This is a genomic window from Acinetobacter sp. YH01006 (assembly GCF_013420445.1).
Classification (GTDB): Bacteria; Pseudomonadota; Gammaproteobacteria; order Pseudomonadales; family Moraxellaceae; genus Acinetobacter; species Acinetobacter pseudolwoffii.
In genome coordinates this window covers 138,400-162,120 of the sequence record NZ_VOYB01000005.1, presented here as the reverse complement: position 1 = coordinate 162,120, position 23,721 = coordinate 138,400, and the positions used below count along the sequence as shown (strand labels likewise).

The window sequence follows — 23,721 nt, the reverse complement described above, 5'->3', positions numbered from 1 at the left end:
GGGTATTTATGATTTTTAGCTGTAAAACTGACCTGAAAAATAACAAGAACGATGTTATTATATAACGGAAATTTAAGGAGGGAGTGGATTGAAAGGTTTGCTCTCTTTTTATTTATCGGAAATGCTTAGGACTTAAGTCTACATTGAATCTATTTTTGAGATAAAGCACCATAGGTTAGAGTAAAATATCTGAACTGTATTTAGCCAATTTATGAAAGGTATGTGTCAAAAAAATCAATTGAAAACTTGAGAACATGTTAGCATTTAGCCTATGACTATCTTTAGAAAATGCCATTTTAGGTACATTTTTTAAACATTGCATAACCACGGACTGGTATATAAAGGTAGGCTTGAGTCGCTTTAGAAAAAATCTTTGTTCCTACTTGTTTTTTCTAAGTCGATTTGCAAAAAATTGCCCGGTTTCGATCGGGTATTCAATGAGTAATGATACCGCTGAGGGGTGTTATTGTTCATTAAACATATCAAGATTTTCTTGGTGTGGTGATAACGCCTCATGGCTTATGCCTTATGGGGGACTAGTGTCATATTACCAATCTGACACTAATAATCCTGGGTTTTGCTTAAAAAGCATCCTGAAAATGTTTTTGCAATAGGAAATGGGTCCACAAATGCAAGAAGTTGCTGACGCTCTGCGTCTTGACACTGAACTTAGCGCTGATAGTGCAGCGTATATTGAAGAACTTTATGAGCAGTATTTGACGGCTCCGGATTCAGTAGGTGCTGACTGGCAAGAATACTTCGGTAAATTCCCAAAAGGTGATCAACCACACAGTAATGTACGTGAGCAATTCCTACTTTTAGGTCGTAATTCAAGCCGTATTCAGCCTGTTGTTCAATCAACTGTCAGCTCAGAGCATGAACGTCGCCAAATTGGCGTGTTACAGCTGATTGCTGCATACCGTAATCGTGGTCACCAGAAAGCAAAACTGGATCCATTAGGTTTGGCGAAACGTGAAGTTGTGCCTGATCTAGATCTTGCTGCGCATGGTTTAACTCAGTCGGACCTAGATACGGTATTCAATACTGGCAACCTGGCGATCGGTAAAGAAGAAGCGACTTTGGCTGAGATGGTTCAGGCAATGGAAGCCACTTACTGTGGTTCAATCGGTGCTGAATACATGCACATCGTGGACACCAAAGAGAAACGTTGGATTCAACAACGTCTGGAAAGTGCACGCGGTCAATATGGTTTTAATGCTGAACAAAAGAAACATGTCCTTGAACGTTTAACCGCAGCTGAAGGCCTGGAAAAATATCTAGGTAATAAGTTTGTTGGTGCAAAACGTTTTGGCGTTGAAGGGGGTGAATCATTCATCCCGATGGTTAACGAAATTATTCAGCGTGCAGGTTCTGTTGGCTGTAAAGAAGTTGTAATCGGTATGCCTCACCGTGGCCGTTTAAACCTTCTGGTTAACATCATGGGTAAAAACCCGGCTGACCTGTTTGGTGAGTTTGAAGGTAAATCGATTCACAAGAAAGGTTCTGGTGACGTTAAGTACCATCAAGGCTTCTCTTCAAACGTGATGACCCAAGGTGGCGAAGTTCACTTGGCATTGGCGTTTAACCCGTCACATTTGGAAATCGTTGGCCCTGTGGTTGAGGGTTCGGTACGTGCACGTCAAGTACGTCGTAAAGACATTGGCGGCGATGACGTATTGCCATTAATCGTACATGGTGATGCTGCATTTGCAGGTCAGGGCGTCAACCAGGAAACTTTCCAGATGTCACAAACTCGCGGTTATACCGTGGGTGGTACAGTGCACATTGTGATTAATAACCAGGTGGGTTTCACCACCTCTGATCCACGTGATGCGCGTTCTACAGAATACTGTACTGATATCGCGAAAATGATTCAGGCGCCGATCTTCCATGTCAATGGGGATGATCCTGAAGCTGTGGTGTTCATTTCACAATTGGCACATGACTTCCGTCATACTTTCCGTAAAGACGTTGTGATTGACATGTTCTGCTACCGTCGTCGTGGTCATAACGAAGCGGATGAGCCAGCTGCAACTCAACCAATGATGTATCAAGTGATTAGCAAGAAAGCGACCACGCGTACGCTTTATGCGGATCAACTGGTACAACAGGGTGTTCTTGATCGTGCAAATGCAGATCAAATGGTTGAAAATTACCGTGCAGATCTGGAAGCGGGTAATCACGTTGCCAATGCGCTGGTACTTGAACCGAACAAGAAAATGTTTGTGGACTGGACGCCTTACTTGGGTCATGACTACACAGACGAATGGGATACGACTTTCCCGATCGAGCGTCTAAAAGAACTTGGCGCGAAAATGCGCGAGCTTCCTGAAGGCTTCGTGATGCAGCGTCAGGTTGCGAAAGTGATCGATGACCGTCTGAAAATGCAAACGGGCGAAATGCCACTGAACTGGGGTGCTGCTGAAACTCTGGCGTATGCAACTGTACTAGATGATGGTTACTTGCTTCGTTTAACCGGTGAAGACGTAGGTCGTGGTACCTTCTCACACCGTCATGCAAAACTGCATAACCAGGTCGATGGTTCAACTTATCTTCCGCTGTGTAACCTGAAAGAAAACCAGCCACGTACTGCAATCTATGACTCATTGTTGTCAGAAATGGCGGTATTGGCATTTGAATATGGTTATGCGACGACTCTTCCTAAGAGCTTGATCATTTGGGAAGCGCAATTCGGTGACTTCGCGAACTGTGCACAGGTTGTGATTGACCAGTTCATCTCGTCTGGTGAAACCAAATGGGAACGTGTCTGTGGTTTGACCATGCTTCTTCCACACGGTTTTGAAGGTCAGGGTCCGGAACATTCATCTGCACGTTTAGAGCGTTTCTTACAGCTATGTGCTGAAGACAACATGCAAGTGATCACACCGACCACGCCTGCACAGATTTATCATGCTTTACGTCGTCAAGCGATTCGCCCAATCCGTAAGCCATTGATCGTGACTTCACCGAAGTCTCTTCTTCGTCACAAACTTGCAACTTCTACGCTAGAAGAACTTGCAAACGGCAGCTTCCAGACCGTGATTGATGAAGTGGACAACATCAACAAGTCAGATGTAACCCGTCTGGTTCTGTGTGGTGGTAAGGTGTATTACGACCTGATTGAAAAACGTCGTGAAAAAGAATTGAACAATACTGCGATTGTGCGTATTGAACAATTATATCCATACCCAGAAAAACGCCTGACAGAAGTCCTTGCACAATATCCAAATGTGAAAGAACTGGTTTGGGCACAAGAAGAGCCTAAAAACCAAGGTGCTTGGTTGTTCATCGCTCCGCGTCTATATGACGATGTGATGAAAGCGGGTAAACAAGTCCGTATTAGCTACGCTGGCCGTGAAGCATCTGCTGCACCGGCTTGTGGTTCACCATATTTGCATGCAAAACAACAAGCTCAGCTCATCAACGACGCGCTTGCGATCGACGCTGAATAATCCAGGAGATTCTAAGTAATGGCAACCGAAATTAAAGCACCGGTATTCCCAGAGTCAGTTGCGGACGGTACGATCGCAACTTGGCACAAACAACCAGGTGAAGCAGTATCACGTGATGAAGTGATCTGTGATATTGAGACTGATAAAGTTGTTTTAGAAGTTGTTGCTCCTGCAGACGGTACAATTGCCTCTATCATTAAAAATGAAGGCGACACTGTACTTTCAGCTGAAGTCATTGCACAGTTTGAAGAAGGTGCTGTTTCTGGCGCTGCTCAAACTCAAGCAGTTCAGTCTGAAGAGAAAGTTGAACAAGCTGCGGCGAATACTGAAGCAGGTAATTCACCAATCGTTGAACGTCAGCAAGTACAAGACCAAGCGCCAGCAGTGCGTAAAGCATTGACTGAATCTGGTGTTGCAGCAGCTGATGTTGCGGGTACAGGTCGTGGCGGTCGCATCACCAAAGAAGATGTGGCAAACCACCAAGCGAAACCAGCTGCTCCTGCTGCTGCGCCATTAAGCGTTGCTGTGGGCGAACGTATCGAAAAACGTGTTCCAATGACACGTCTTCGTAAGCGTGTTGCTGAACGTTTACTTGCAGCGACTCAAGAAACTGCAATGTTGACCACGTTCAACGAAGTGAACATGAAACCAATCATGGAAATGCGTGCTCAATACAAAGATGCGTTTGAAAAACGTCATGGTGCACGTCTTGGCTTCATGTCATTCTTTGTTAAAGCAGCAACTGAAGCGCTAAAACGCTATCCGGCAGTGAACGCATCAATCGATGGCGATGACATTGTTTATCACGGTTACTATGACATTGGTGTTGCAGTTTCATCTGAGCGTGGTCTGGTGGTTCCTGTACTTCGTGATACAGACCGCATGAACTATGCCGAAGTTGAAAACGGTATTCGTGCATACGCTGCGAAAGCGCGTGATGGCAAATTAGGCATCGAAGACATGACTGGCGGTACATTCACGATTACCAATGGTGGTACTTTCGGTTCATTGTTATCTACTCCGATCTTGAACACGCCACAAACTGCGATTCTGGGTATGCATAAAATCCAGGAACGTCCGATGGCAGTGAATGGTCAAGTAGAAATCTTGCCTATGATGTACCTTGCATTGTCTTATGACCACCGTCTAATCGATGGTAAAGAAGCAGTCGGTTTCCTTGTAACAATCAAAGAATTGTTAGAAGAGCCAGCGCGTCTTATCCTTGATCTGTAATTTATTTATTAAGAATCTTCCCTAATCCCTTTTTAAAAAGAGGGCTTAGGTCTCCCTTTTGAAGGGAGATTAAAGGGGATTATTTGGAGATAAACATGTCTCAATTCGATTTAGTCGTAATTGGTGGTGGCCCGGGCGGCTACGAAGCAGCAATTCGTGCAGCTCAACTTGGTTTCAAAGTTGCGTGTATCGAAAAACGTATTCATAAAGGCAAGCCATCTTTAGGTGGCACCTGCTTAAACGTGGGTTGTATCCCGTCTAAAGCTTTGCTTGATTCTTCTCACCGTTACGAAGATACAGTGCAGCATCTAGATGATCACGGTATTACCACGGGTGAAGTGAAATTTGATCTTGCTAAACTTTTAGCGCGTAAAGACAAAATCGTTGACCAATTGACCATGGGTATTGATGGCTTGCTGAAAGGTAATGGCATTGAATGGTTAAAAGGTACAGGTAAATTACTTGCCGGTAAAAAAGTTGAGTTCGTTTCTCATGAAGGCGAAACTCAAATTTTAGAACCAAAATACGTGATTCTTGCGACTGGTTCTGTGCCAATCAATATCCCATCTGCACCTGTTGATCAAAACATTATTGTTGACTCAACTGGCGCACTTGAATTCCAAGAAGTACCTAAACGATTAGGCGTAATTGGTGCGGGCGTTATCGGTCTTGAATTAGGTTCAGTTTGGCGTCGTCTGGGTGCTGAAGTTGTTGTATTTGAAGCAATGGATGCATTCTTACCAATGGCTGATAAAGCCTTGGCAAAAGACTACCAAAAACTGTTGACTAAGCAAGGTCTTGATATTCGCGTTGGTGCGAAAGTTTCTGGTACTGAAGTGAACGGTTCTGAAGTGACTGTGAAGTACACTCAGGGCGGTGAAGACAAGACTCAAACTTTCGACAAGTTAATCGTATGTGTAGGCCGTCGTGCTTATGCTGAAGGTTTATTGGCGGATGATTGCGGCATTAAACTGACTGAGCGTGGTCTGGTTGAAGTGAACGATTGGTGTGCAACGTCTGTGGACGGCGTATACGCAATTGGTGACTTGGTTCGTGGTCCTATGCTTGCGCATAAAGCCATGGAAGAAGGCGTAATGGCCGTTGAACGTATTCACGGTCATGCCGCTCAAGTCAACTACGACACGATTATTTCTGTCATCTATACCCATCCGGAAGCGGCGTGGGTTGGTTTAACAGAACAGCAAGCCAAAGACAAAGGTCACGAAGTGAAAACCGGTCAATTCGGTTTTGCTGCAAACGGCCGTGCAATGGCTGCTGGCGAAAATGCTGGTTTTGTGAAGTTTGTTGCTGATGCGAAAACAGATCGTCTATTGGGTATGCACGTGATTGGACCTGCTGCGTCTGACATCGTACATCAAGGTATGATTGCACTTGAGTTTGTATCTTCAGTTGAAGATCTACAGTTGATGACTTTTGGTCATCCAACTTTCTCTGAAGTGGTACACGAAGCTGCACTTGCGGTCGATGGTCGTGCGATTCATGCGATTCAACGCAAACGTAAATAAAATTAAAAAAAGAGCGGCTTAGGTCGCTCTTTTTACATTTCATGGTTGTTTTTATGGGAACAATCATCTAAAAATAAAGATAACGATTTTAAGAAATGCTGGTACTGCTTTGACGGACGTCTGGGTACTGGTGGGTTTATAACAAGGCAAAGAAGTAATAAAAGGTTATTGAATGAATTTACATGAGTATCAAGCAAAAGCGCTATTAAAAAAATATGGTATGCCGGTACAGGAAGGGATACTTGCCACCAATGCCGATGAAACGGTACATGCTTTCGAGCAGTTAGGTGGAAAGTTCGCAGTACTGAAAGCTCAGGTGCATGCGGGTGGTCGTGGGAAGGCCGGTGGTGTAAAAGTCGTTAAATCGGCTACCGAGGCTGCTGAATATGCCAACCAGATCATCGGTTCAAACCTGGTAACTTATCAGACCGATGCCAATGGTCAGCCGGTAAATAGCATTTTAGTCTCTGAGGATGTTTATCCTGTTGAGCGCGAACTTTATTTGGGTGCGGTGGTCGATCGTTCAACCCGCCGCATTACTTTTATGGCATCGACTGAAGGCGGTGTTGAAATTGAGAAAGTGGCCGAAGAAACCCCTGAAAAAATTATTAAAGTTGAAGTTGATCCTTTAGTGGGGCTCATGCCATTTCAGGCTCGCGAAGTGGCTTTTGCCCTAAAACTCAAAGATGGCCAAATTAATCAATTTGTTAAAGTCATGACTGCTGCTTATCAGGCATTTGTAGACAATGATTTTGCACTTTTTGAAATCAATCCGCTGTCGGTACGTGAAAATGGCGATATTCTGTGTGTGGATGCCAAAATCGGGATTGATTCGAATGCACTGTACCGTTTGCCTGAAGTGGCTGCGCTACGTGATAAGTCTCAGGAAAATGAACGTGAACTCAAAGCATCTGAATTCGATCTGAACTATGTGGCATTGGAAGGGAACATTGGCTGTATGGTGAATGGTGCCGGTCTTGCGATGGCAACCATGGATATTATCAAGCTTTATGGTGGTCAACCTGCTAACTTCCTTGATGTCGGTGGTGGTGCGACCAAAGAGCGCGTGATTGAAGCTTTTAAAATTATTCTGGCAGATCATTCTGTGCAGGGTGTGTTGATTAATATTTTTGGTGGAATTGTGCGTTGTGACATGATTGCAGAAGCAATTATTGCGGCGGTTCAGGAAGTAAATGTGACCGTTCCTGTGGTTGTTCGCCTCGAAGGCAACAATGCGGAACTGGGTGCAAAATTACTGGATGAATCAGGTTTGAAATTGATTTCTGCAAATGGTCTTGCTGACGCTGCAGAAAAAATCGTTGCTGCTGTAAAAGCTTAAGGAGTATCAATCATGAGCGTATTAGTGAATAAAGACACCAAAGTATTGGTACAGGGCTTTACAGGAAAAAACGGTACATTTCATTCTGAGCAGGCTTTGGCTTACGGCACCAAAGTTGTCGGTGGTGTAACACCGGGTAAGGGTGGTCAAACCCATCTGGAATTACCAGTATTCAATACCATGCGCGAAGCGGTGAAAGAAACTGGCGCAGATGCTTCGGTGATTTATGTTCCTGCACCATTTGTGCTGGATTCTATTGTTGAAGCGGTTGATTCGGGCATTGAGTTAATTGTGGTGATCACTGAAGGTGTACCGACCATCGACATGCTTAAAGCCAAGCGTTATCTGGAAACCAATGGTAATGGCACGCGTTTAATCGGGCCAAACTGTCCGGGCATTATTACGCCGGGTGAATGTAAGATCGGGATCATGCCCGGTCATATTCATCAGCCGGGTAAAATTGGAATTATCTCGCGCTCAGGGACTTTGACCTATGAAGCCGTAGCGCAGACCACCAAGCTTGGACTGGGTCAGTCGACCTGTATCGGGATCGGGGGAGATCCGATTCCGGGCATGAACCAGATTGACTGCTTGAAACTGTTCCAGGACGATCCTCAGACTGAAGCCATTATTATGATTGGTGAAATTGGTGGTACCGCAGAAGAAGAGGCAGCGGAATATATTCAGGCTCATGTCACCAAGCCTGTGGTCGGTTATATTGCAGGTGTTACCGCACCTAAAGGCAAGCGTATGGGGCATGCGGGTGCAATTATTTCAGGTGGTAAAGGAACTGCTGAAGAAAAATTTGCTGCCTTTGAGCGTGCGGGTATGGCATATACCCGCAGTCCTGCGGAACTTGGTTCAACCATGTTGCAAGTATTGAAAGATAAAGGTTTGGTTTGATTTATAGATTAAACATGCACTAAAAAGCTCCCAGTTGGGAGCTTTTTTATATCTCATTCTATTTTTAAGTTTTAGCCTTCAGACTCTGGGTCATACCATTAATATCACCACCCTGAATACCAAGTTCATTCATTAGGCTGTCAATTAAGGGTGCTTGGCTGCGATAACGCAGGGCGCTATTTACCACCTGATCTGACAGGGCAACATTGCCATTTTCATGATGTGCATCTGTCTGACAGGAACCGGCATGACTGCCATGCAGGCCATTGACCTGAAGAATCTTGATGTCATCAATATTTTCCATCGGTTTAACACTTTCCCGGATAATTTCAGGCAAGTATTTCAACATGGCTAGGCGAATCTGCATTTCGACCTGTTCAGGTGACAGCACATTATTGGCTTCGTTGACTGCACGGGTACCTTCTGCATCGACCTGATACTGTTTTTCCATCGCCTGAGCCAGTAGAATTTTTGCGTCCGCTTCACCTTTGGCCTTAAGACGAACCTTTTCGGCTTCAGCTTCAGCAGCAATACGTACTGCTTCGGCATCATCTGCTGCGGCTTGTTTTCCGGCTTCAGCGGCAACCGTAATCGCAATTGCATCTTTTTCTGCGTGTTCTTTGGCTGCGACCAGCTCAACCGCTTTTTGACGCTCTGCCTGCTGGATTTGGCGTACAGTGATGACTTCTTCTTCCGCTTTTACCGCTTGAGCACGTGCCTGATCGGCTTGCGCTTTGGCTTCAGATTCGGCGCGAGATTTTTCTGCAATGGCAATGGCACGATCCTGTTCGGCCAGCTCAATAGTTTTCTTTTGTTCGACTTGGGCTTTTTGAATCAGCTGCGCTTTTTGGATATTCTCATTTTCTACATCACGGGCCGCTAAAATACGCTTGAGGTCGACTTCTCGTTCAGCAGCAATTTGTGCTTCTTCTGCTTCACGTTTTTTACCGGCTTCCTGAGCAGAAATTTCAGCCAGTTGCTCGGCACGGCGAATGGCAATTTCGCGTTCCTGTTGCAGCTTGGCATATTCTTCTTCACGAATGATTTGCAGGCGCGCCTGTTCTGCTTCCAGATTTTTAGTTTTGATCGCCAGGTCGGTATCCTGCTCGATATGATTTCGCTTGCGACGACGATCTTCAATGGTTTCAGTGAGCTTGGTCAGGCCTTCAGCATCAAAGGCATTTTGTGGATTGAAATATTTAAATCCAGTTTGATCCAGGCCAGTCAGGGAAACGGTTTCCAGTTCCAGACCATTTTTATGCAAATCTTCTGAAACCACTTGCTGTACTTTTTGTACAAAGTCGACCCGTTTTTCATGCAGTTCTTCCATGGCCATTTCTGCTGCTACTGCACGCAGTGAATCGACAAATTTGCCTTCGACCAGATTTTTTAATTCATTCGGTGACATGGTCTTTTGCCCGAGCGTTTGTGCGGCTGTTGCAATTGAATCAGCAGTAGGTTTGACCCGCACATAGAATTCGGCCATGACGTCCACGCGCATACGGTCACGGGTAATCAGTGCCTGATCATCTGCACGGCGCACTTCAAGACGCAGAGTGTTCATATTGACTTGAATAATTTCATGCAAGACTGGGAGCACGATTGCGCCTCCGCCCAAAATCACTTTTTCACCACCCCAACCGGTACGCACAAAGGAGATTTCTTTACTGGACCGGCGGTATAGGCGCGCAATGATGAGACCGAAGGTCACCAGTGCTGCAAAAATAATTCCAGAAATAATTAAAATATTATATAAATCAAAAGTTAACATTGTTATAAAGTCTCAGTTTGGTTCTGGCTGAATAAAATTAGAGTGCAGTGGCTTGAAAGCCATTTTTGGTTTTATGGGTCAGTACGACATTCTGACCTTGATTTAAAATTTGATTGGTTTCTGGTTCGACTAAAACATAATGGGTCTGGCCATGCTGATCCCGGACTTTGGCTTGTGCAGGAGAGTTGACTTTGGCATCACCCAGAATAATGATTGCGGTACGCCCAATAAGCTCGTCACTATAAATGGCAGAAGTTTCATCTTGAGGCATAAGCTTGCTGGCAGCCATGGCAAGCCAGCGCACTATCGGCATACACAGAAACAGACAGGCTGGGGAAATTAGCCATACATTGAAGAGCTGGCTGGTCAGGCGTTCAAATATTCCCTGAATCAATAAGCCACTCAGGCCATAACTGGTCAGAAAAATGATGAGCCAGATAAATAAAGGCAGACGTCCCAGATATAACCAGTCAAATACTTTGGTGAAAAAGCCGGGATGTTGATCTGGATTAATTTCTGGTTGCAGGGGGTCTTCAGGCAAAAACTGTTCTAACATATTCTGCGAGCCGCCACCGAGCAGCAGTAATATGCATTCCAGTGCAGCAAACATCAGCATCAGACTCAGGCTGATACTAAATACGATATTTGACGGATGAGTAAACAGTTCCCACATTTTTTATCTCTATAATTATGTTTTAGGAAAAGTGTAAGGAAGCCTCTGATGCTATAACGATAGCAGTAATTATTAATTTTGTATGCAAAAAAATAACAAAAAACCTTATAAACAAGGATTGAATATATTATGTATTTAATAATTATTGAACTATTAAAGTTAATAGTAAACTATAAGTTTATTTAGGATCTGCTAAAAAATTAATTATTTTCAATATGTTGTGTGAATTTTAAGGTTGTGTGGATTGGTTTTTCTGAGAAATATAGAAATACTGTGCCTTAGTATCTCTATATTTCTTTCTTAAAGACTTAGAGTAAGGCAGTCTGAATCCGGACTTTCATATCCAGAGTCTGTTGCAGAATATAGTTTTTTATCCATGTGATCTGTTCACCCATCGGGTTCACCTTGATCGCAGTATCCAGAAAATGCAGATCCGGCTGACTGAAAAGTTGCTGTTCCAAAGTCTGCTCCAGCATCTGGCTATTGCTCGTTAAAGGCAATGCCACCAGATAGAATGCTTTAGGGTAATTGTAAAATGCATAGAGTAAGTTAAAGGCTTTTTGATCACCTTTAAGATTACCCGCACCGATTTCATAAGCTGCATTCTGGTTGCTATACGTCACACCCAATAAGAATTCCCAATGACCTTCTTGCAAACGCAGACCAAACTGTAATCCGATCTGGTCGGCAGTCAATTCATGTTGCAAATAGATATTTAAAGGCTTGCCGTCTTCACTGAAAGGTTCTTGTAAGACTAAAATGTGTTGCTGATGCTGATAAATGTAACCTGCAAGCTCTGCTTGTTCCAGGCGAGTTTTTAGAGTGGAGAGATCAAAAGCGCTATAAGCCATAAGCAAAATATATCAAAGGGAGAATTTAGCCTACTCTATTAATTTTTCAGCATCTTGGAAACCACTACTTTAGATTATTTATCTATACTTTTATGGGTGATTTTAAAAATTAATACAGCAAAAATAGTCAGATGTGGTGACGTTCATTATTGATTCATAAAAACTGATATTTGTTATTAGTGAATTTTTATATGAGCTTTTGATATATCAATATCATAAAACAAGCAATGGCTAAGATAAGTAAATCACTATAATGAATATAAATTTTCAAAAGTGTCATAAGTACACGTTTTTCTAAGCTGGTGTTGTCCATGTCGTTAAATGAGGAAAGACTTACTCATCTCAAACAGCTTGAAGCTGAGAGTATTCATATTATCCGTGAAGTAGCAGCTGAATTTGAAAATCCAGTCATGCTTTATTCCATTGGTAAAGATTCAGCAGTCATGCTGCATCTTGCACTGAAAGCGTTTTATCCAGCCAAACTTCCATTCCCGCTACTGCATGTAGACACGGGTTGGAAATTTAAAGACATGATTGCTTTCCGTGACAACATGGCAAAAAAACATGGTTTTGATTTGATCGTGCATCAAAACAAAGAAGGAGTCGAGGCAGGCATCAATCCTTTCGATCATGGTAGTTCAAAATATACTGACATCATGAAGACCCAAGGTTTAAAACAAGCCTTAAATAAATACAAGTTTGATGCTGCTTTTGGTGGTGCGCGCCGTGATGAAGAAAAATCTCGTGCCAAAGAGCGTGTCTATTCATTCCGTGATGATAAACATCGTTGGGATCCCAAAAACCAACGCCCTGAACTTTGGAACCTTTACAACGGTAAAGTGAATCAAGGTGAAAGTATTCGTGTATTCCCGTTATCAAACTGGACCGAGTTGGATATCTGGCAATACATCTATTTGGAAAGTATTCCACTTGTGCCACTTTACCTGGCTGCAGAACGTCCTGTGGTTGAGCGTAGCGGTACACTTATTATGGTTGATGACGAACGTATGCCTTTAAAAGAAGGTGAAGTTCCACAAATGAAATCGGTACGTTTCCGTACTTTAGGTTGTTATCCATTAACAGGTGCAGTTGAATCAACTGCAGATACCTTGCCGGAAATTATCCAAGAAATGCTCTTGGCAACCAGCTCTGAGCGTCAGGGTCGTATGATTGACCATGATGAAGCAGGCTCGATGGAGAAGAAGAAGCAGGAAGGCTACTTCTAATTTAATCTCCCCCTAAAAATCTCCCCAAACCCCTCTTTGAGAAAGAGGGGCTTAAAAGTGGAGGAAGTCTCCCTTTTATAAAGGGAGATTTAGAGGGATTCAAAACCGATTTCTAAAGAATATGTGGAGCTTTGGGCAATGTCTCATCAATCAGAACTGATTAGCCAAGATATTTTGGGCTATTTGAAACAACATGAAAATAAAGACCTGTTGCGTTTCCTGACTTGCGGTAACGTAGATGATGGTAAATCGACTCTAATTGGTCGACTGCTTTACGATTCAAAATTGATTTATGAAGATCAATTGCAAGCCGTCACCCGTGACTCGAAAAAAGTCGGTACCACAGGCGATGCACCTGACTTGGCACTTCTGGTAGATGGTCTGCAGGCAGAACGTGAGCAGGGCATTACCATTGATGTCGCCTATCGTTATTTCTCGACTGAAAAGCGTAAGTTCATCATTGCCGATACTCCGGGACATGAGCAGTACACCCGTAACATGGCAACAGGTGCATCGACCTGCGACCTTGCGATTATCTTGATTGATGCGCGTTATGGTGTGCAAACTCAAACCCGTCGTCATACCTTTATTGCAAGCTTACTTGGTATTAAAAATATTGTTGTTGCGATCAACAAGATGGACCTGGTGGACTTCTCTGAAGCCCGCTTCAATGAAATTCAGGCAGAATATGCAGCATTCGTTGCGCAGTTGGGTGATCGTAAACCATCGAACATCATCTTTACGCCAATTTCTGCATTGAATGGCGATAACGTGGTGAACAAGTCCGCCAATACACCGTGGTACACCGGTGAAACATTGATGGGTACGCTTGAGTCGGTAGAAATTAACCGTACTTCGGCAAAAGCAGATTTTCGTTTTCCTGTGCAATATGTCAACCGTCCAAACCTCGATTTCCGTGGTTTCTGCGGCACGATTGCACTTGGTGATATCAACGTTGGCGATACCGTAACGGCTTTACCATCAGGTAAATCATCAACAGTAAAAGAAATCGTTACTTTTGATGGCAATCTTGAGCATGCTGTTGCAGGTCAAGCGGTGACTTTAACGCTCAACGATGAAATTGATATTTCACGTGGTAACGTATTAATTCGTGCCGATCAAGCGGTTCCAAATATTTCTCGTTCAGTTCAAGCGACTGTGGTGTGGATGGCAGATCAAGCGCTGGTGATTGGCAAGCTGTACAACATTAAGATTGGTACACAGACTGTTCCTGCAAAAGTGACAGCGATTCATTACCGTACCAACGTCAACACACTGGAGAAAGTTCAGGTCGAAAATCTTGAGCTGAATGCGATTGCCAATGTGACTGTTGAATTTGATGCGCCCGTGGTCTTTGACCGTTATCAAGACAGCCGTTATACCGGTTCATTTATCTTTATTGATCGTTTAAATAACGTGACGATTGGTGCAGGTATGGTGGAAGAATCAGTTGAATGGTCTGCACATGATGAGCCTGTGACTGCTGAAGTGCGTGCTGCGCGTTTGGGTCAAAAACCTGCTGCGGTGACTGTATCTGGTAAAGCTTTGGAAAATGCTCAGGCGCTAGAAAGCTTGCTGATTCAGCAAGGGATCGTTGCTATTGCTAAAGCAGGTTTGAATGCGGAGCAGGTTGCATTGGTTCGTGAAACTGGTGTGGTTGTGATTACCGATGCTGCTGAAGGTACAGACACGACTTTAACCGTAGATACAGTTGAAGAACTTGCTGAGAAGATTGTGGAATTGGTTCGTCTTTAAGACTGGACTGATTTGAAGAAACCCGCTGAAAAGCGGGTTTTTTATTGCCTAAATTTTGATTGCATGAAAATCATTCGATTAGTCAAAATGTGATCTTTCAATTTACTAGGGCGTGTCCTCATTTGGCTTTGCACCAAATAAATATACAGGCTATACAGATCATAGATTTATAATTGCGTGCGAGTTTATCAAATCGAGTTGCAATAGCACGGAAATGTTTTAATCTTGCAAACATATTCTCAACTAAATGTCTTAATTTATATAGATATTTATCAAATTCCTGATTCGATCTTTTACTGTTTGATCTCAACGGAATAATGGGAATCATATTCTTGTTCTGGGCACAGATTCTAATGTGCTCAGCATCATACCCCTTGTCAGCAATCAGATAAGTTGCCTCACCGACACAATCAATCAGTTGTTTTGCAACTTGACTGTCGTGGACGTCACCCCCAGTGATTTTAAAATCAATCGGTAATCCATTCGCGTCGGTTGCAAGATGTATTTTTGTTGTTCGTCCACCGCGTGATTGTCCAATTGCTCTTTCGAAACCATGCCGAGCTCCACTTGCATGTTGATGCACGCGTATGTAGCTTCCATCAATGAATACCCATTCTTGATCCAGAATGCCTCGTAACTTAAAAAAAATTTATCCCATAATCCCTTACTTGCCCAGCGATTAAAGCGATTGTAAGCAGTTTGCCAAGGACAAAACTCTTGAGGAATATCACGCCAGGTCGCACCGGTACGTAGTTTCCACAAGATGGCTTCCATGATATTTCTACTGTTTTTTGAACAGTAACACCCATGTAATCGCATAGTATCTTGAATTTGCTGCCAAATATCATCAGTGAGAAGAGTACGTGCCATTGAGAAATCTAGAAATGAAGAGAGCTTAAAGGAGGATTTTAAATATTTAAAACCAATTCTTCAAATGAGGACACGCCCTAGTCAATTAATACAATACTCCCTAGATTTGGGGAATATATGAAAAAATTAATATTGCTGGCTGGCTTGTGTGTGGCTTTTGGAGCTGAAGCCAAACAGAGCAGCCAAAGCGTTGAAGCAATCAAGCAAAAAATAATCCAGCAGTCGATTGAGAATTATCCGGGAAATTGTCCGTGTCCTTACAATACTGCAAGTAATGGTAGTCGTTGTGGTAAGCGTAGTGCTTATAATCGTGCAGGCGGATATGCGCCGCTGTGTTATCCGGAAGATGTGAGTGATCGAATGGTAAAGGAATATAAAGGGCGTAGTTAATTAAAGGCTCCGTATTTAGATAGTGAGCTAAAAGAAATATTTTTGTTAGATTTGGCTTCACATGGGTAATTATTCATAAGAATCATTGAGGACTAAGGCCAGAATTGCTTTCATTTCGGTTAAACTTTTCACGCCTGCAATCCTTTTAATAATTTCTCCATTTCTAAAAATAAGCGTAGAAGGCAAACCATAGGCATTATAGCGCAAGGTTAAAATCGGAGACTGATCCACATTGATCTTGCCAAATTTAACTTCAGGATTTACCTCAGCATAGTATGTCGCCAGTTCGGCAAAGATCGGAAAATTCTGAACACAGGGCTTGCACCAGTCTGCATAAAAGCGAATCACGGCAAAACCTTCAAACCACTCAAAATCACTGTAATTGTTTTCGTTATATTCGATCACTTGGGTCATGGTTGGCCTATTATCAATTTCCTGAATAGTCCCCCGATTATACATAAGTCCGATGTAGCTTCATTCCTCATGCTAACTATGTTCAAATAAGTCCAAGATATATGAAATGCATAGATTAGGGAAAGAAATCATGTCGCAACAAACCATGCAGCAAGTCATTATTACAGAACCAGGTGGTGTCGATAAACTCGCTTATGAAACGGTGACTGTACCTGAACCTAAAGCAGATGAAGTTCTGGTGAAAGTTCATGCTTTCGGAATTAACCGTCCAGATATTTTGCAACGTCAAGGTTTGTATCCAATGCCGAAAGGCGTAACACCAGTCCCGGGTCTTGAAGTCGCGGGTGAAGTGATTGCAGTCGGTACTGAGGTAAGCCAGTTTAAAGTTGGTGATAAAGTCTGTGGCCTGACCAATGGTGGCGGTTATGCAGAATATTGTGTCGTACCAGAAAGCCAGACCTTGAATATTCCGGAAGGTGTAAGCTTTACACAGGCGGCAGCCATTCCTGAAACCTTTTTTACCGTGTGGGCCAATGTGTTCCAGATGGGGCAGGCCAAAGCAGGCGAAACCGTGCTGATTCATGGCGGGAGCAGCGGCATTGGCACTACTGCTTTAATGTTATGTAAAGCACTCGGAATCAAAAGCTTTGCGACTGTCGGTACGGATGACAAGGTTGCAGCTATTTCAGAGTTAACTTATGCGATTAACTATAAAACGCAAGACTTTGAGCAAGTGATTAATGAAGCAACTGACAATGGCGGGGTCGATGTCATTCTGGATATGGTGGGTGGGCCATATTTAGAGCGGAACCTGAGTTTGCTGCGTCGTGATGGACGTCTGGTGTATATCGCCTTTTTGGGCGGTCGTAAAGCCAAAGAGGTTAATTTAGGTCCTATCATGATGAAACGTCTGACCATTACCGGTTCGACCATGCGAGCACGAAGCACCGCTGAAAAAGCGGAAATTGCACAAGGTCTGAAAGAGCAGATTGCACCATTATGGGCAAAAGGCGAATGTTTGCCGATGATCTATAAAACGTTTAAGTTTGATCAAATTCAAGATGCCCATGCCGCAATGGATACGGGAGAACATGTGGGTAAAGTTGTGGTTGAAATTATTTAATACGAGATAAATGATTTAAAAAAGCCAGTAATTTTACTGGCTTTTTTAATTTTGAGTAAAATCTTATTACAAATAAATATATAAAATTTTGAATAAAAATTAAAAAATGTTAACTGTTCGACACAACCTGTCAAGAATGCCACGTAAATTGCATCTATCGATAATTCCGACTAATTGGTTCAACATTCACATGAATGTGAGAGGGAAAATAAGATGAAAATTATTCCAATAGTATATAGTTCAAAACATAGTTTAAAAGCATTGCATCGTATTCATAAAATGATTATTCGCGGAAGCATGAGTTGGGCAGAGTTACATAAAATGTATCGAGCGATGCTGCATCTGGAGCGTTATATGGAAAGATTAACGCTCCAGAATCGTCCTTTAAGCAAGAAAGCATCCAGAAAATCCAAATAAGGTCTTGTATTTTTGGGATGAATAAAGGGTCAAGATCTGAGGTAAAAGAATATCTTAGACTTTATCCTAATATGATTCACTTATTGGTATTTAGTATAATCATTAAGTATCTAGCGATAAATAAGTACATGTGAATGTATTAAGTGGGGATTTATGAAGCGCCCAGCTTCAACACATGAGCGTCTTGCAGAGCGTTTAGCCAGAATTTTGACCAAATTAAATGTCGGATATCAACTCCGGGCTGCAGAGCTAGCTGCAGAATTTCAGGTCAGTAGCCGCACCATTGAACGTGATTTTGACCGATTAAACTCTTATCTGCCTTTACGCCAAGATCAACAGAAACGATATTATCTGGATCCCTCTTATTTGGGGCGGTTCAAGTTGCAGGATATTCAGACCTTTGCCCAGCTTTCCGGGATCAGTGAGCTGTATCCCGCACTAGATATGTCCTTTTTACGTGAATTGCTGGATGATCGCGCCAATCTGGTTTTTTCTGCCAAAGGCTATCATTTTGAAGATGCCAAACAGTTTGCCGAGCATTTCAAGCTGCTGGCAGGTGCAATCTATAAACGTCAGCAGATTGAATTACTTTATGCCGATCAATTGCGGATCATTCAGCCTTATCGTTTGATTCACCATCATGGCATCTGGTATCTGGCGGGGGTAGATCACGACAAGCTGCGCACCTATCGCTTGAGCCAGTTGCAACAGCTCAACCTGGTTTCTGAGGAGGAGAGCTTTGAGCATGATCCTGAAGTGCTGAAAATGTTGGCAGATGAAGACAGCATCTGGTTTGGGCGGCAAAAACAGCAGGTTTTAATCAAGGTGCAACCTGAAGTTGCGGTATTTTTTAAAGAACGCCATTTATTTCCAGAACAGCAGATCGAGCAGGAAACCGAGGCTGGAGAGTTGTTCATCAGTTGCCAGATCCGTCACGAAATGCAGTTATTGCCTTTGGTGCGTTACTGGTTGCCTTATGTGAAAATTATTGAGCCGATTCATTTTCAGCAGAAACTGGAACAGGATTTGCAGGGATATTTGCGCACTGCTGGATGATATTGAGAAAGTAGAGCAGGGTAGCTTAATTAATGATCATGCTTTAAATGGAAATTTAATTTACTTATTTTTTTGATTTACTAAATTACAGGCATAAAAAAACCAGCTTTCGCTGGGTTCTTTATTTGCACCATCTTTCTATAGTAGAAGAATGGTGCCCGAGGCCAGACTCGAACTGGCACGCTTTGTGGGCGGGGGATTTTAAATCCCCTGTGTCTACCGATTTCACCACTCGGGCTTTAACAAGATGGAGGCGGAGGTCGGAATCGAACCGGCGTCCACGGAGTTGCAGTCCGCTGCATGACCACTCTGCCACCCCGCCGCGTCTTGTTGATGCGTATATTATCAAGCTCAGAAAAAAAAACAATAGTGTATTCATCTGTATGCGCATAAAAACATCATCTGGCGGAAAATATTTAAATTATTCATGTAGAATGTGCAAAATTGATTCATATCAACACTTGGGAGAAGTGCCGTGGCATTAGTTCTAGACGGTCGTGCATTGGCGAAGCAAATTGAAGCTGACTTGTTTACTCGCGTAGAAGCGCTGAAAGCAAAATCAGGTCGTACTCCAATTCTTGCGACGATTTTGGTAGGTGACGATGGCGCATCTGCAACTTATGTTCGCATGAAAGGTAATGCCTGCCGCCGTGTTGGTATGGATTCACTCAAAGTGGAACTTCCTAAAGAAACCACCACTGAAGAATTATTGGCTGAAATTGAAAAGTTAAATGCCAATCCAGATGTGCACGGGATTCTGCTTCAACACCCGGTTCCGGCTCAAATTGATGAACGTGCCTGTTTTGATGCAATTTCGCTTGAAAAAGACGTAGATGGTGTGACTTGTCTGGGCTACGGTCGTATGGCAATGGGCGAAGCAGCCTATGGTTCAGCGACGCCTGCTGGGATTATGACCATTTTGAAAGAAAACAACATCGAAATCGCTGGTAAACATGCGGTGGTTGTAGGTCGTTCTGCAATTTTGGGTAAACCAATGGCTGCGATGCTGCTAGAAGCGAATGCAACCGTAACCATTTGCCATTCACGTACTCAAGATCTTGCAAGCTTTGTTAAGCAAGCTGACATTATTGTCGGTGCAGTAGGTAAAGCTGAACTGATTCAAAAAGACTGGATCAAATCAGGCGCGGTGGTTGTTGATGCTGGTTTCCATCCACGGGATGGCGGTGGGGTAGGTGATATCCAGTTGCAAGGCATTGAGGACATTGCGTCTGCTTATACTCCGGTTCCGGGTGGTGTAGGGCCAATGACCATCACCACTTTGATTCGTCAAACGGTAGAAGCTGCTGAAAAAGCGCTTGGTTAATTAAATCCTCCCTGACCCTCCTTTTTCAAAGAAGGAAAGCTAATCATCAATTTTTAGATGGAAGTTCCCCTCTTTCCTAAAGAGGGGTTGGGGGGGATTTTTTGAATATATAGATATAAATTAAAAGAAAACCCAATGAGCTGTACCTTTCAATTGCCTAAAGCCCCTCAGCATCTGCTAAAAGCCTTACATGATGTGATTCCACATTGTGAATTACAGGCGCAGCAGCTTCCCGATACGCCTATTTCTTTATGGCTCATTCCACCGGTATTTCCAACAGATAAACTCGATGATGAAGTGATTCGTCGTATCTGGAATGATACGCCGTATTGGATCTTTTGTTGGGCGTCTGGCTTGTCTATGGCTCAATGGCTATTGGCTGAACCACAGCATGTCAAAGACAAGGTGGTACTGGATTTTGGTGCGGGTTCGGGTGTAGTGGCGATCGCAGCGAAAATGGCAGGCGCAAAACGGGTGATTTGCTGTGATATCGACCAGATCAGTCTGGATGCATGTCGTGCCAATGCAGAGCTGAATAGTGTCGAGCTTGAATATTTGGATGATCTGTATAAGGCAGAGCAGCTAGATATTCTGTTAGCCGCAGATGTGCTCTATGATCAATGCAACCGTTTCTTCCTGGATGAATTTTTAAAATTCGCACCTGAAGTATGGGTAGCAGACAGTCGAGTCAAAAATTTTAGTCATCCAAAGTATATAAAGCTGGATGAACGTAGCGCGACGACCTGGCCAGACCTGGATGAATCACCAGAATTTCGTAATGTCAATTTTTATAAAACACTTTGAATTTGAAAAATAAAAAGGGCAATAAGCCCTTTTTATTGTGTTGCTTTGAATATATCGGATATTAAGAACAAGTATAACGAATGACACGCATCGTGGTTGGGCGGGCGTCTAAGGCTTCGCGTGCACCGAGATTCTCGCTATTATATAGATCTGGGGTATTGCTTAAGCTGATTTGCGTGCGGCTATTACCTAATTGGCGGCCATATTGTTCCTGCTCCGCAAGTGGATTAGAAATTTCATTAGTGCTTAAAATCTGAATATTATAGGTTTTTGAACCGCCCAAAGTCTGTTGACAGGCTGCCTGTAATCTTCTTTCATCCTGATTAGGCCGTCCTGAAAGCGTATAGCTCAAGGTTGCTGTATTGCCTGAACGTTCCAGAATTTCATAGCCACTTTTTCCGTTGAACTGATGTGGTGCAGTCTGACACGCACTCAACATGAAGCTGCTTGCAGCCAGAGCTAAAATGACTGTTGTTCTTTTCATCTTTATAGTTCCTAAAGTCTTGCGCTAATTATGCCATAGTTTGCTTCAACTGCTGCTCTGGTCAATTGTGGTCAATTGTTTATCCATTTAATAAAAAAGGCCGCTTACGCGACCTTTTTTGAATCAAATCAGCAATTAAGCAGATTTAACCGCAGCAATTAATTCTGCTTGACGTTGTTTTAACGCTTCTGGCAAACGACCACCAAGTTTGTCGAACAATTCAGTGTGGCTTTCAAGTTCTTTGATCCATTGATCTTTATCTTGAGCAGTCACAAGGTCAAATTGTTCTTTAGTAAAGTCAGAACCAGTCCAGTTCAACTGTTCATAAGTTGGAACGCGGCCAATTGGTGTGTCAACAGCAGTTGCACGACCTTCACAGCGGTCAATGATCCACTCAAGAACGCGCATGTTTTGACCGAAACCAGGCCATACGAAGTTGCCTTCAGCGTCACGACGGAACCAGTTCACGTTATAGATCCCAGGAAGTTTGTTGCCAGCAGCTTCAGCTTTCTCAGCAACTTGCTCGCCCATTTCTAACCAGTGCGTGAAGTAATCCGCCATGTTGTAGCCAGCGAAAGGAAGCATTGCGAACGGGTCACGACGAACAATACCTTGTTGACCAACAGCAGCAGCGGTGGTTTCAGAGCCCATGGTTGCAGCTTTGTAAACACCATCAACCCAGTCAAATGCTTCTGAAATTAGAGGCACTGTGTCCGCGCGGCGACCACCGAAGATGAACGCAGAAATTGGAACACCTGCTGGATTTTCCCAGTCAGCGTCAATCGAAGGGCATTGACCAGCAGCAACAGTGAAGCGAGCATTTGGATGCGCAGCTTTTTCTTCGCCAGTGTGAGGTTGACCTTTCCAGTTGGTCAGGTTAGCAGGTACTTCTTTAGAAAGACCTTCCCACCATACTTCGCCGTTGTCAGTTACAGCAACGTTGGTATAGATCACATCTTTAGTTAATGTTGCCATACAGTTCGGGTTGGTCTTGGTATTTGTACCAGGCGCTACACCGAAGAAACCAGCTTCAGGGTTGATGGCATATAAGCGACCATCTTCACCTGGTTTGATCCAAGCAATATCGTCACCTACAGTTTCAATTTTCCAGCCTTCGTAGCCCGCTGGTGGAATCAACATCGCGAAGTTTGTTTTACCACATGCAGACGGGAATGCAGCTGCGATGTAGTGTTTTTCACCTTGTGGATTCGTTACGCCAAGGATCAGCATGTGTTCAGCTAACCAGCCTTGTTGACGACCCATAAATGATGCAATACGTAAAGCCAGGCATTTTTTACCAAGCAATGCGTTACCGCCGTAACCAGAACCGTAAGACCAGATCTCACGAGTTTCTGGATAATGCACGATGTATTTTTCAGGGTTGCAAGGCCATGCAACGTCTTTTTCGCCTTGTTCTAGCGGAGCGCCCACAGTATGTACACATGGAACGTATTCGCCATCAGTACCTAGAACGTCATAAACAGCTTTACCCATGCGAGCCATTTTAGACATGCTTACAGCAACGTAAGGAGAATCTGTTAATTCGATACCGATATGTGCAATATGAGAACCTAAAGGACCCATAGAGAAAGGCACAACGTACAAAGTACGACCTTTCATAGAACCATCAAACAAACCGTTGAGGCGAGCGCGCATTTCAGCAGGTGCTTCCCAGTTGTTGGTTGCGCCAGCGTCTTCTTTGTTTTCAGAGCAAATGTAAGTACGACCTTCAACACGAGCAACGTCAGAAGGATCAGAATTCGCAAGATAAGAACCAGGATGAGTTTCTTGATTCAGTGCTTGCATTGTGCCGTTAGCGATCATCAAGTCGATATAACGTTGATATTCTTCTGCGCTACCGTCACACCATTCAATTTTTGCTGGTTTTGTTAATTTAGCAATCTCTTCCACCCAAGCAATAAGCTTAGGGTGACGAACGAATTCTGGTGCGTTCACTTGGGTCATGGTGAGGCCTATCTCAAATGTGTACAAAAAGGATGTACAAAGTACAATCCGAGCAATAAAAATGTTGCCCGGATGATATATGAAAAAAAGTGGCTGTATTAAAGCATAAAATGATAAAAAAAATAAGACCAAAGAAGCACTAGAT

At 43.4% G+C, this 23,721-nt stretch carries 20 protein-coding genes and 2 tRNA genes; 13 read left to right on the top strand and 9 right to left on the bottom strand.

Annotated features, from left to right (window positions below; translation table 11 throughout):
* Window positions 1–629: 629 nt before the first annotated feature.
* From FTT73_RS06690 to sucD, 5 genes are all read left to right on the top strand, one after another.
* Complete coding sequence (locus FTT73_RS06690; protein WP_005096285.1) at window positions 630–3,452, top strand: 2-oxoglutarate dehydrogenase E1 component; 2,823 nt, start codon at window positions 630–632, stop codon at window positions 3,450–3,452.
* Window positions 3,453–3,470: 18 nt separating this feature from the next.
* A complete protein-coding gene (odhB, locus tag FTT73_RS06685) occupies window positions 3,471–4,685 on the top strand; it encodes a 2-oxoglutarate dehydrogenase complex dihydrolipoyllysine-residue succinyltransferase (RefSeq protein ID WP_005171964.1) in 1,215 nt (404 codons plus the stop codon).
* 95 nt (window positions 4,686–4,780) lie between these two features.
* On the top strand, window positions 4,781–6,211 hold the full coding sequence (gene lpdA / locus FTT73_RS06680; protein ID WP_005096288.1) for a dihydrolipoyl dehydrogenase: 1,431 nt from the start codon (window positions 4,781–4,783) through the stop codon (window positions 6,209–6,211).
* Between the two features lie 172 nt (window positions 6,212–6,383).
* A complete protein-coding gene (gene sucC / locus FTT73_RS06675; protein WP_005096289.1) occupies window positions 6,384–7,550 on the top strand; it encodes an ADP-forming succinate--CoA ligase subunit beta in 1,167 nt (388 codons plus the stop codon).
* Window positions 7,551–7,562: 12 nt separating this feature from the next.
* A complete protein-coding gene (gene sucD / locus FTT73_RS06670) occupies window positions 7,563–8,453 on the top strand; it encodes a succinate--CoA ligase subunit alpha (protein ID WP_005096290.1) in 891 nt (296 codons plus the stop codon).
* Between the two features lie 64 nt (window positions 8,454–8,517).
* Here sucD and FTT73_RS06665 read toward each other — a convergent pair whose 3' ends face one another.
* From FTT73_RS06665 to FTT73_RS06655, 3 genes are all read right to left on the bottom strand, one after another.
* Window positions 8,518–10,224, bottom strand: a complete 1,707-nt coding sequence (locus tag FTT73_RS06665) for a flotillin family protein (protein ID WP_005096291.1) — start codon at window positions 10,222–10,224, stop codon at window positions 8,518–8,520.
* A 37-nt stretch (window positions 10,225–10,261) separates the two neighbouring features.
* Window positions 10,262–10,897 (bottom strand): YqiJ family protein, encoded by a 636-nt coding sequence (locus FTT73_RS06660; RefSeq protein ID WP_005096292.1) that lies wholly within the window; start codon window positions 10,895–10,897, stop codon window positions 10,262–10,264.
* A gap of 308 nt (window positions 10,898–11,205) precedes the next feature.
* Complete coding sequence (locus tag FTT73_RS06655) at window positions 11,206–11,748, bottom strand: hypothetical protein (protein WP_005171949.1); 543 nt, start codon at window positions 11,746–11,748, stop codon at window positions 11,206–11,208.
* Window positions 11,749–12,059: 311 nt separating this feature from the next.
* Here FTT73_RS06655 and cysD point away from each other — a divergent pair, with 311 nt between their 5' ends.
* Both cysD and cysN read left to right on the top strand, forming a co-directional pair.
* A complete protein-coding gene (gene cysD / locus FTT73_RS06650) occupies window positions 12,060–12,974 on the top strand; it encodes a sulfate adenylyltransferase subunit CysD (protein ID WP_005096294.1) in 915 nt (304 codons plus the stop codon).
* Window positions 12,975–13,112: 138 nt separating this feature from the next.
* Window positions 13,113–14,729 carry a sulfate adenylyltransferase subunit CysN gene (cysN, locus tag FTT73_RS06645; protein ID WP_180191178.1) on the top strand — a complete coding sequence of 539 codons (1,617 nt, stop codon included), beginning with the start codon at window positions 13,113–13,115 and terminating at the stop codon, window positions 14,727–14,729.
* 118 nt (window positions 14,730–14,847) lie between these two features.
* Here the strand turns inward: cysN and FTT73_RS06640 are convergent.
* Window positions 14,848–15,599 (bottom strand): IS5 family transposase gene (locus FTT73_RS06640; RefSeq protein ID WP_373683608.1). Its coding sequence is split into 2 segments (ribosomal slippage): window positions 14,848–15,368 and window positions 15,368–15,599, totalling 753 coding nucleotides; the frame shifts between segments, so codons are not numbered across the junction.
* Between the two features lie 117 nt (window positions 15,600–15,716).
* Between FTT73_RS06640 and FTT73_RS06635 the strand changes: the two genes are divergently transcribed.
* On the top strand, window positions 15,717–15,989 hold the full coding sequence (locus FTT73_RS06635; protein ID WP_004279462.1) for a hypothetical protein: 273 nt from the start codon (window positions 15,717–15,719) through the stop codon (window positions 15,987–15,989).
* Window positions 15,990–16,058: 69 nt separating this feature from the next.
* Here the strand turns inward: FTT73_RS06635 and FTT73_RS06630 are convergent, their stop codons facing one another.
* Window positions 16,059–16,403: a co-chaperone YbbN gene (locus FTT73_RS06630; protein ID WP_005107508.1), complete on the bottom strand. Its 345-nt coding sequence runs from the start codon at window positions 16,401–16,403 to the stop codon at window positions 16,059–16,061.
* Between the two features lie 130 nt (window positions 16,404–16,533).
* Between FTT73_RS06630 and FTT73_RS06625 the strand changes: the two genes are divergently transcribed.
* From FTT73_RS06625 to FTT73_RS06615, 3 genes are all read left to right on the top strand, one after another.
* Complete coding sequence (locus FTT73_RS06625) at window positions 16,534–17,526, top strand: NAD(P)H-quinone oxidoreductase (protein ID WP_180191177.1); 993 nt, start codon at window positions 16,534–16,536, stop codon at window positions 17,524–17,526.
* Between the two features lie 213 nt (window positions 17,527–17,739).
* On the top strand, window positions 17,740–17,943 hold the full coding sequence (locus FTT73_RS06620) for a hypothetical protein (protein ID WP_159516433.1): 204 nt from the start codon (window positions 17,740–17,742) through the stop codon (window positions 17,941–17,943).
* A gap of 153 nt (window positions 17,944–18,096) precedes the next feature.
* Entirely contained in the window at window positions 18,097–18,999 is a 903-nt protein-coding gene (locus tag FTT73_RS06615; RefSeq protein ID WP_100328807.1) for a YafY family protein, read from the top strand.
* Between the two features lie 152 nt (window positions 19,000–19,151).
* On the opposite strand, the gene FTT73_RS06610 is transcribed toward FTT73_RS06615, so the two are convergent.
* Both FTT73_RS06610 and FTT73_RS06605 read right to left on the bottom strand, forming a co-directional pair.
* A tRNA-Leu gene (locus FTT73_RS06610) sits at window positions 19,152–19,237 on the bottom strand.
* Window positions 19,238–19,247: 10 nt separating this feature from the next.
* Window positions 19,248–19,321 (bottom strand) — tRNA-Cys (locus FTT73_RS06605).
* 153 nt (window positions 19,322–19,474) lie between these two features.
* Here FTT73_RS06605 and folD point away from each other — a divergent pair.
* Both folD and FTT73_RS06595 read left to right on the top strand, forming a co-directional pair.
* Entirely contained in the window at window positions 19,475–20,323 is an 849-nt protein-coding gene (gene folD, locus FTT73_RS06600) for a bifunctional methylenetetrahydrofolate dehydrogenase/methenyltetrahydrofolate cyclohydrolase FolD (protein WP_180077218.1), read from the top strand.
* A 135-nt stretch (window positions 20,324–20,458) separates the two neighbouring features.
* Window positions 20,459–21,127 (top strand): methyltransferase, encoded by a 669-nt coding sequence (locus FTT73_RS06595; protein ID WP_180191176.1) that lies wholly within the window; start codon window positions 20,459–20,461, stop codon window positions 21,125–21,127.
* 61 nt (window positions 21,128–21,188) lie between these two features.
* Here the strand turns inward: FTT73_RS06595 and FTT73_RS06590 are convergent, their stop codons facing one another.
* Together FTT73_RS06590 and FTT73_RS06585 are read right to left on the bottom strand one after the other, a co-directional pair.
* Window positions 21,189–21,611 (bottom strand): hypothetical protein, encoded by a 423-nt coding sequence (locus FTT73_RS06590; protein WP_180077222.1) that lies wholly within the window; start codon window positions 21,609–21,611, stop codon window positions 21,189–21,191.
* A 135-nt stretch (window positions 21,612–21,746) separates the two neighbouring features.
* Complete coding sequence (locus FTT73_RS06585; RefSeq protein WP_005096308.1) at window positions 21,747–23,576, bottom strand: phosphoenolpyruvate carboxykinase (GTP); 1,830 nt, start codon at window positions 23,574–23,576, stop codon at window positions 21,747–21,749.
* Window positions 23,577–23,721: the final 145 nt, after the last annotated feature.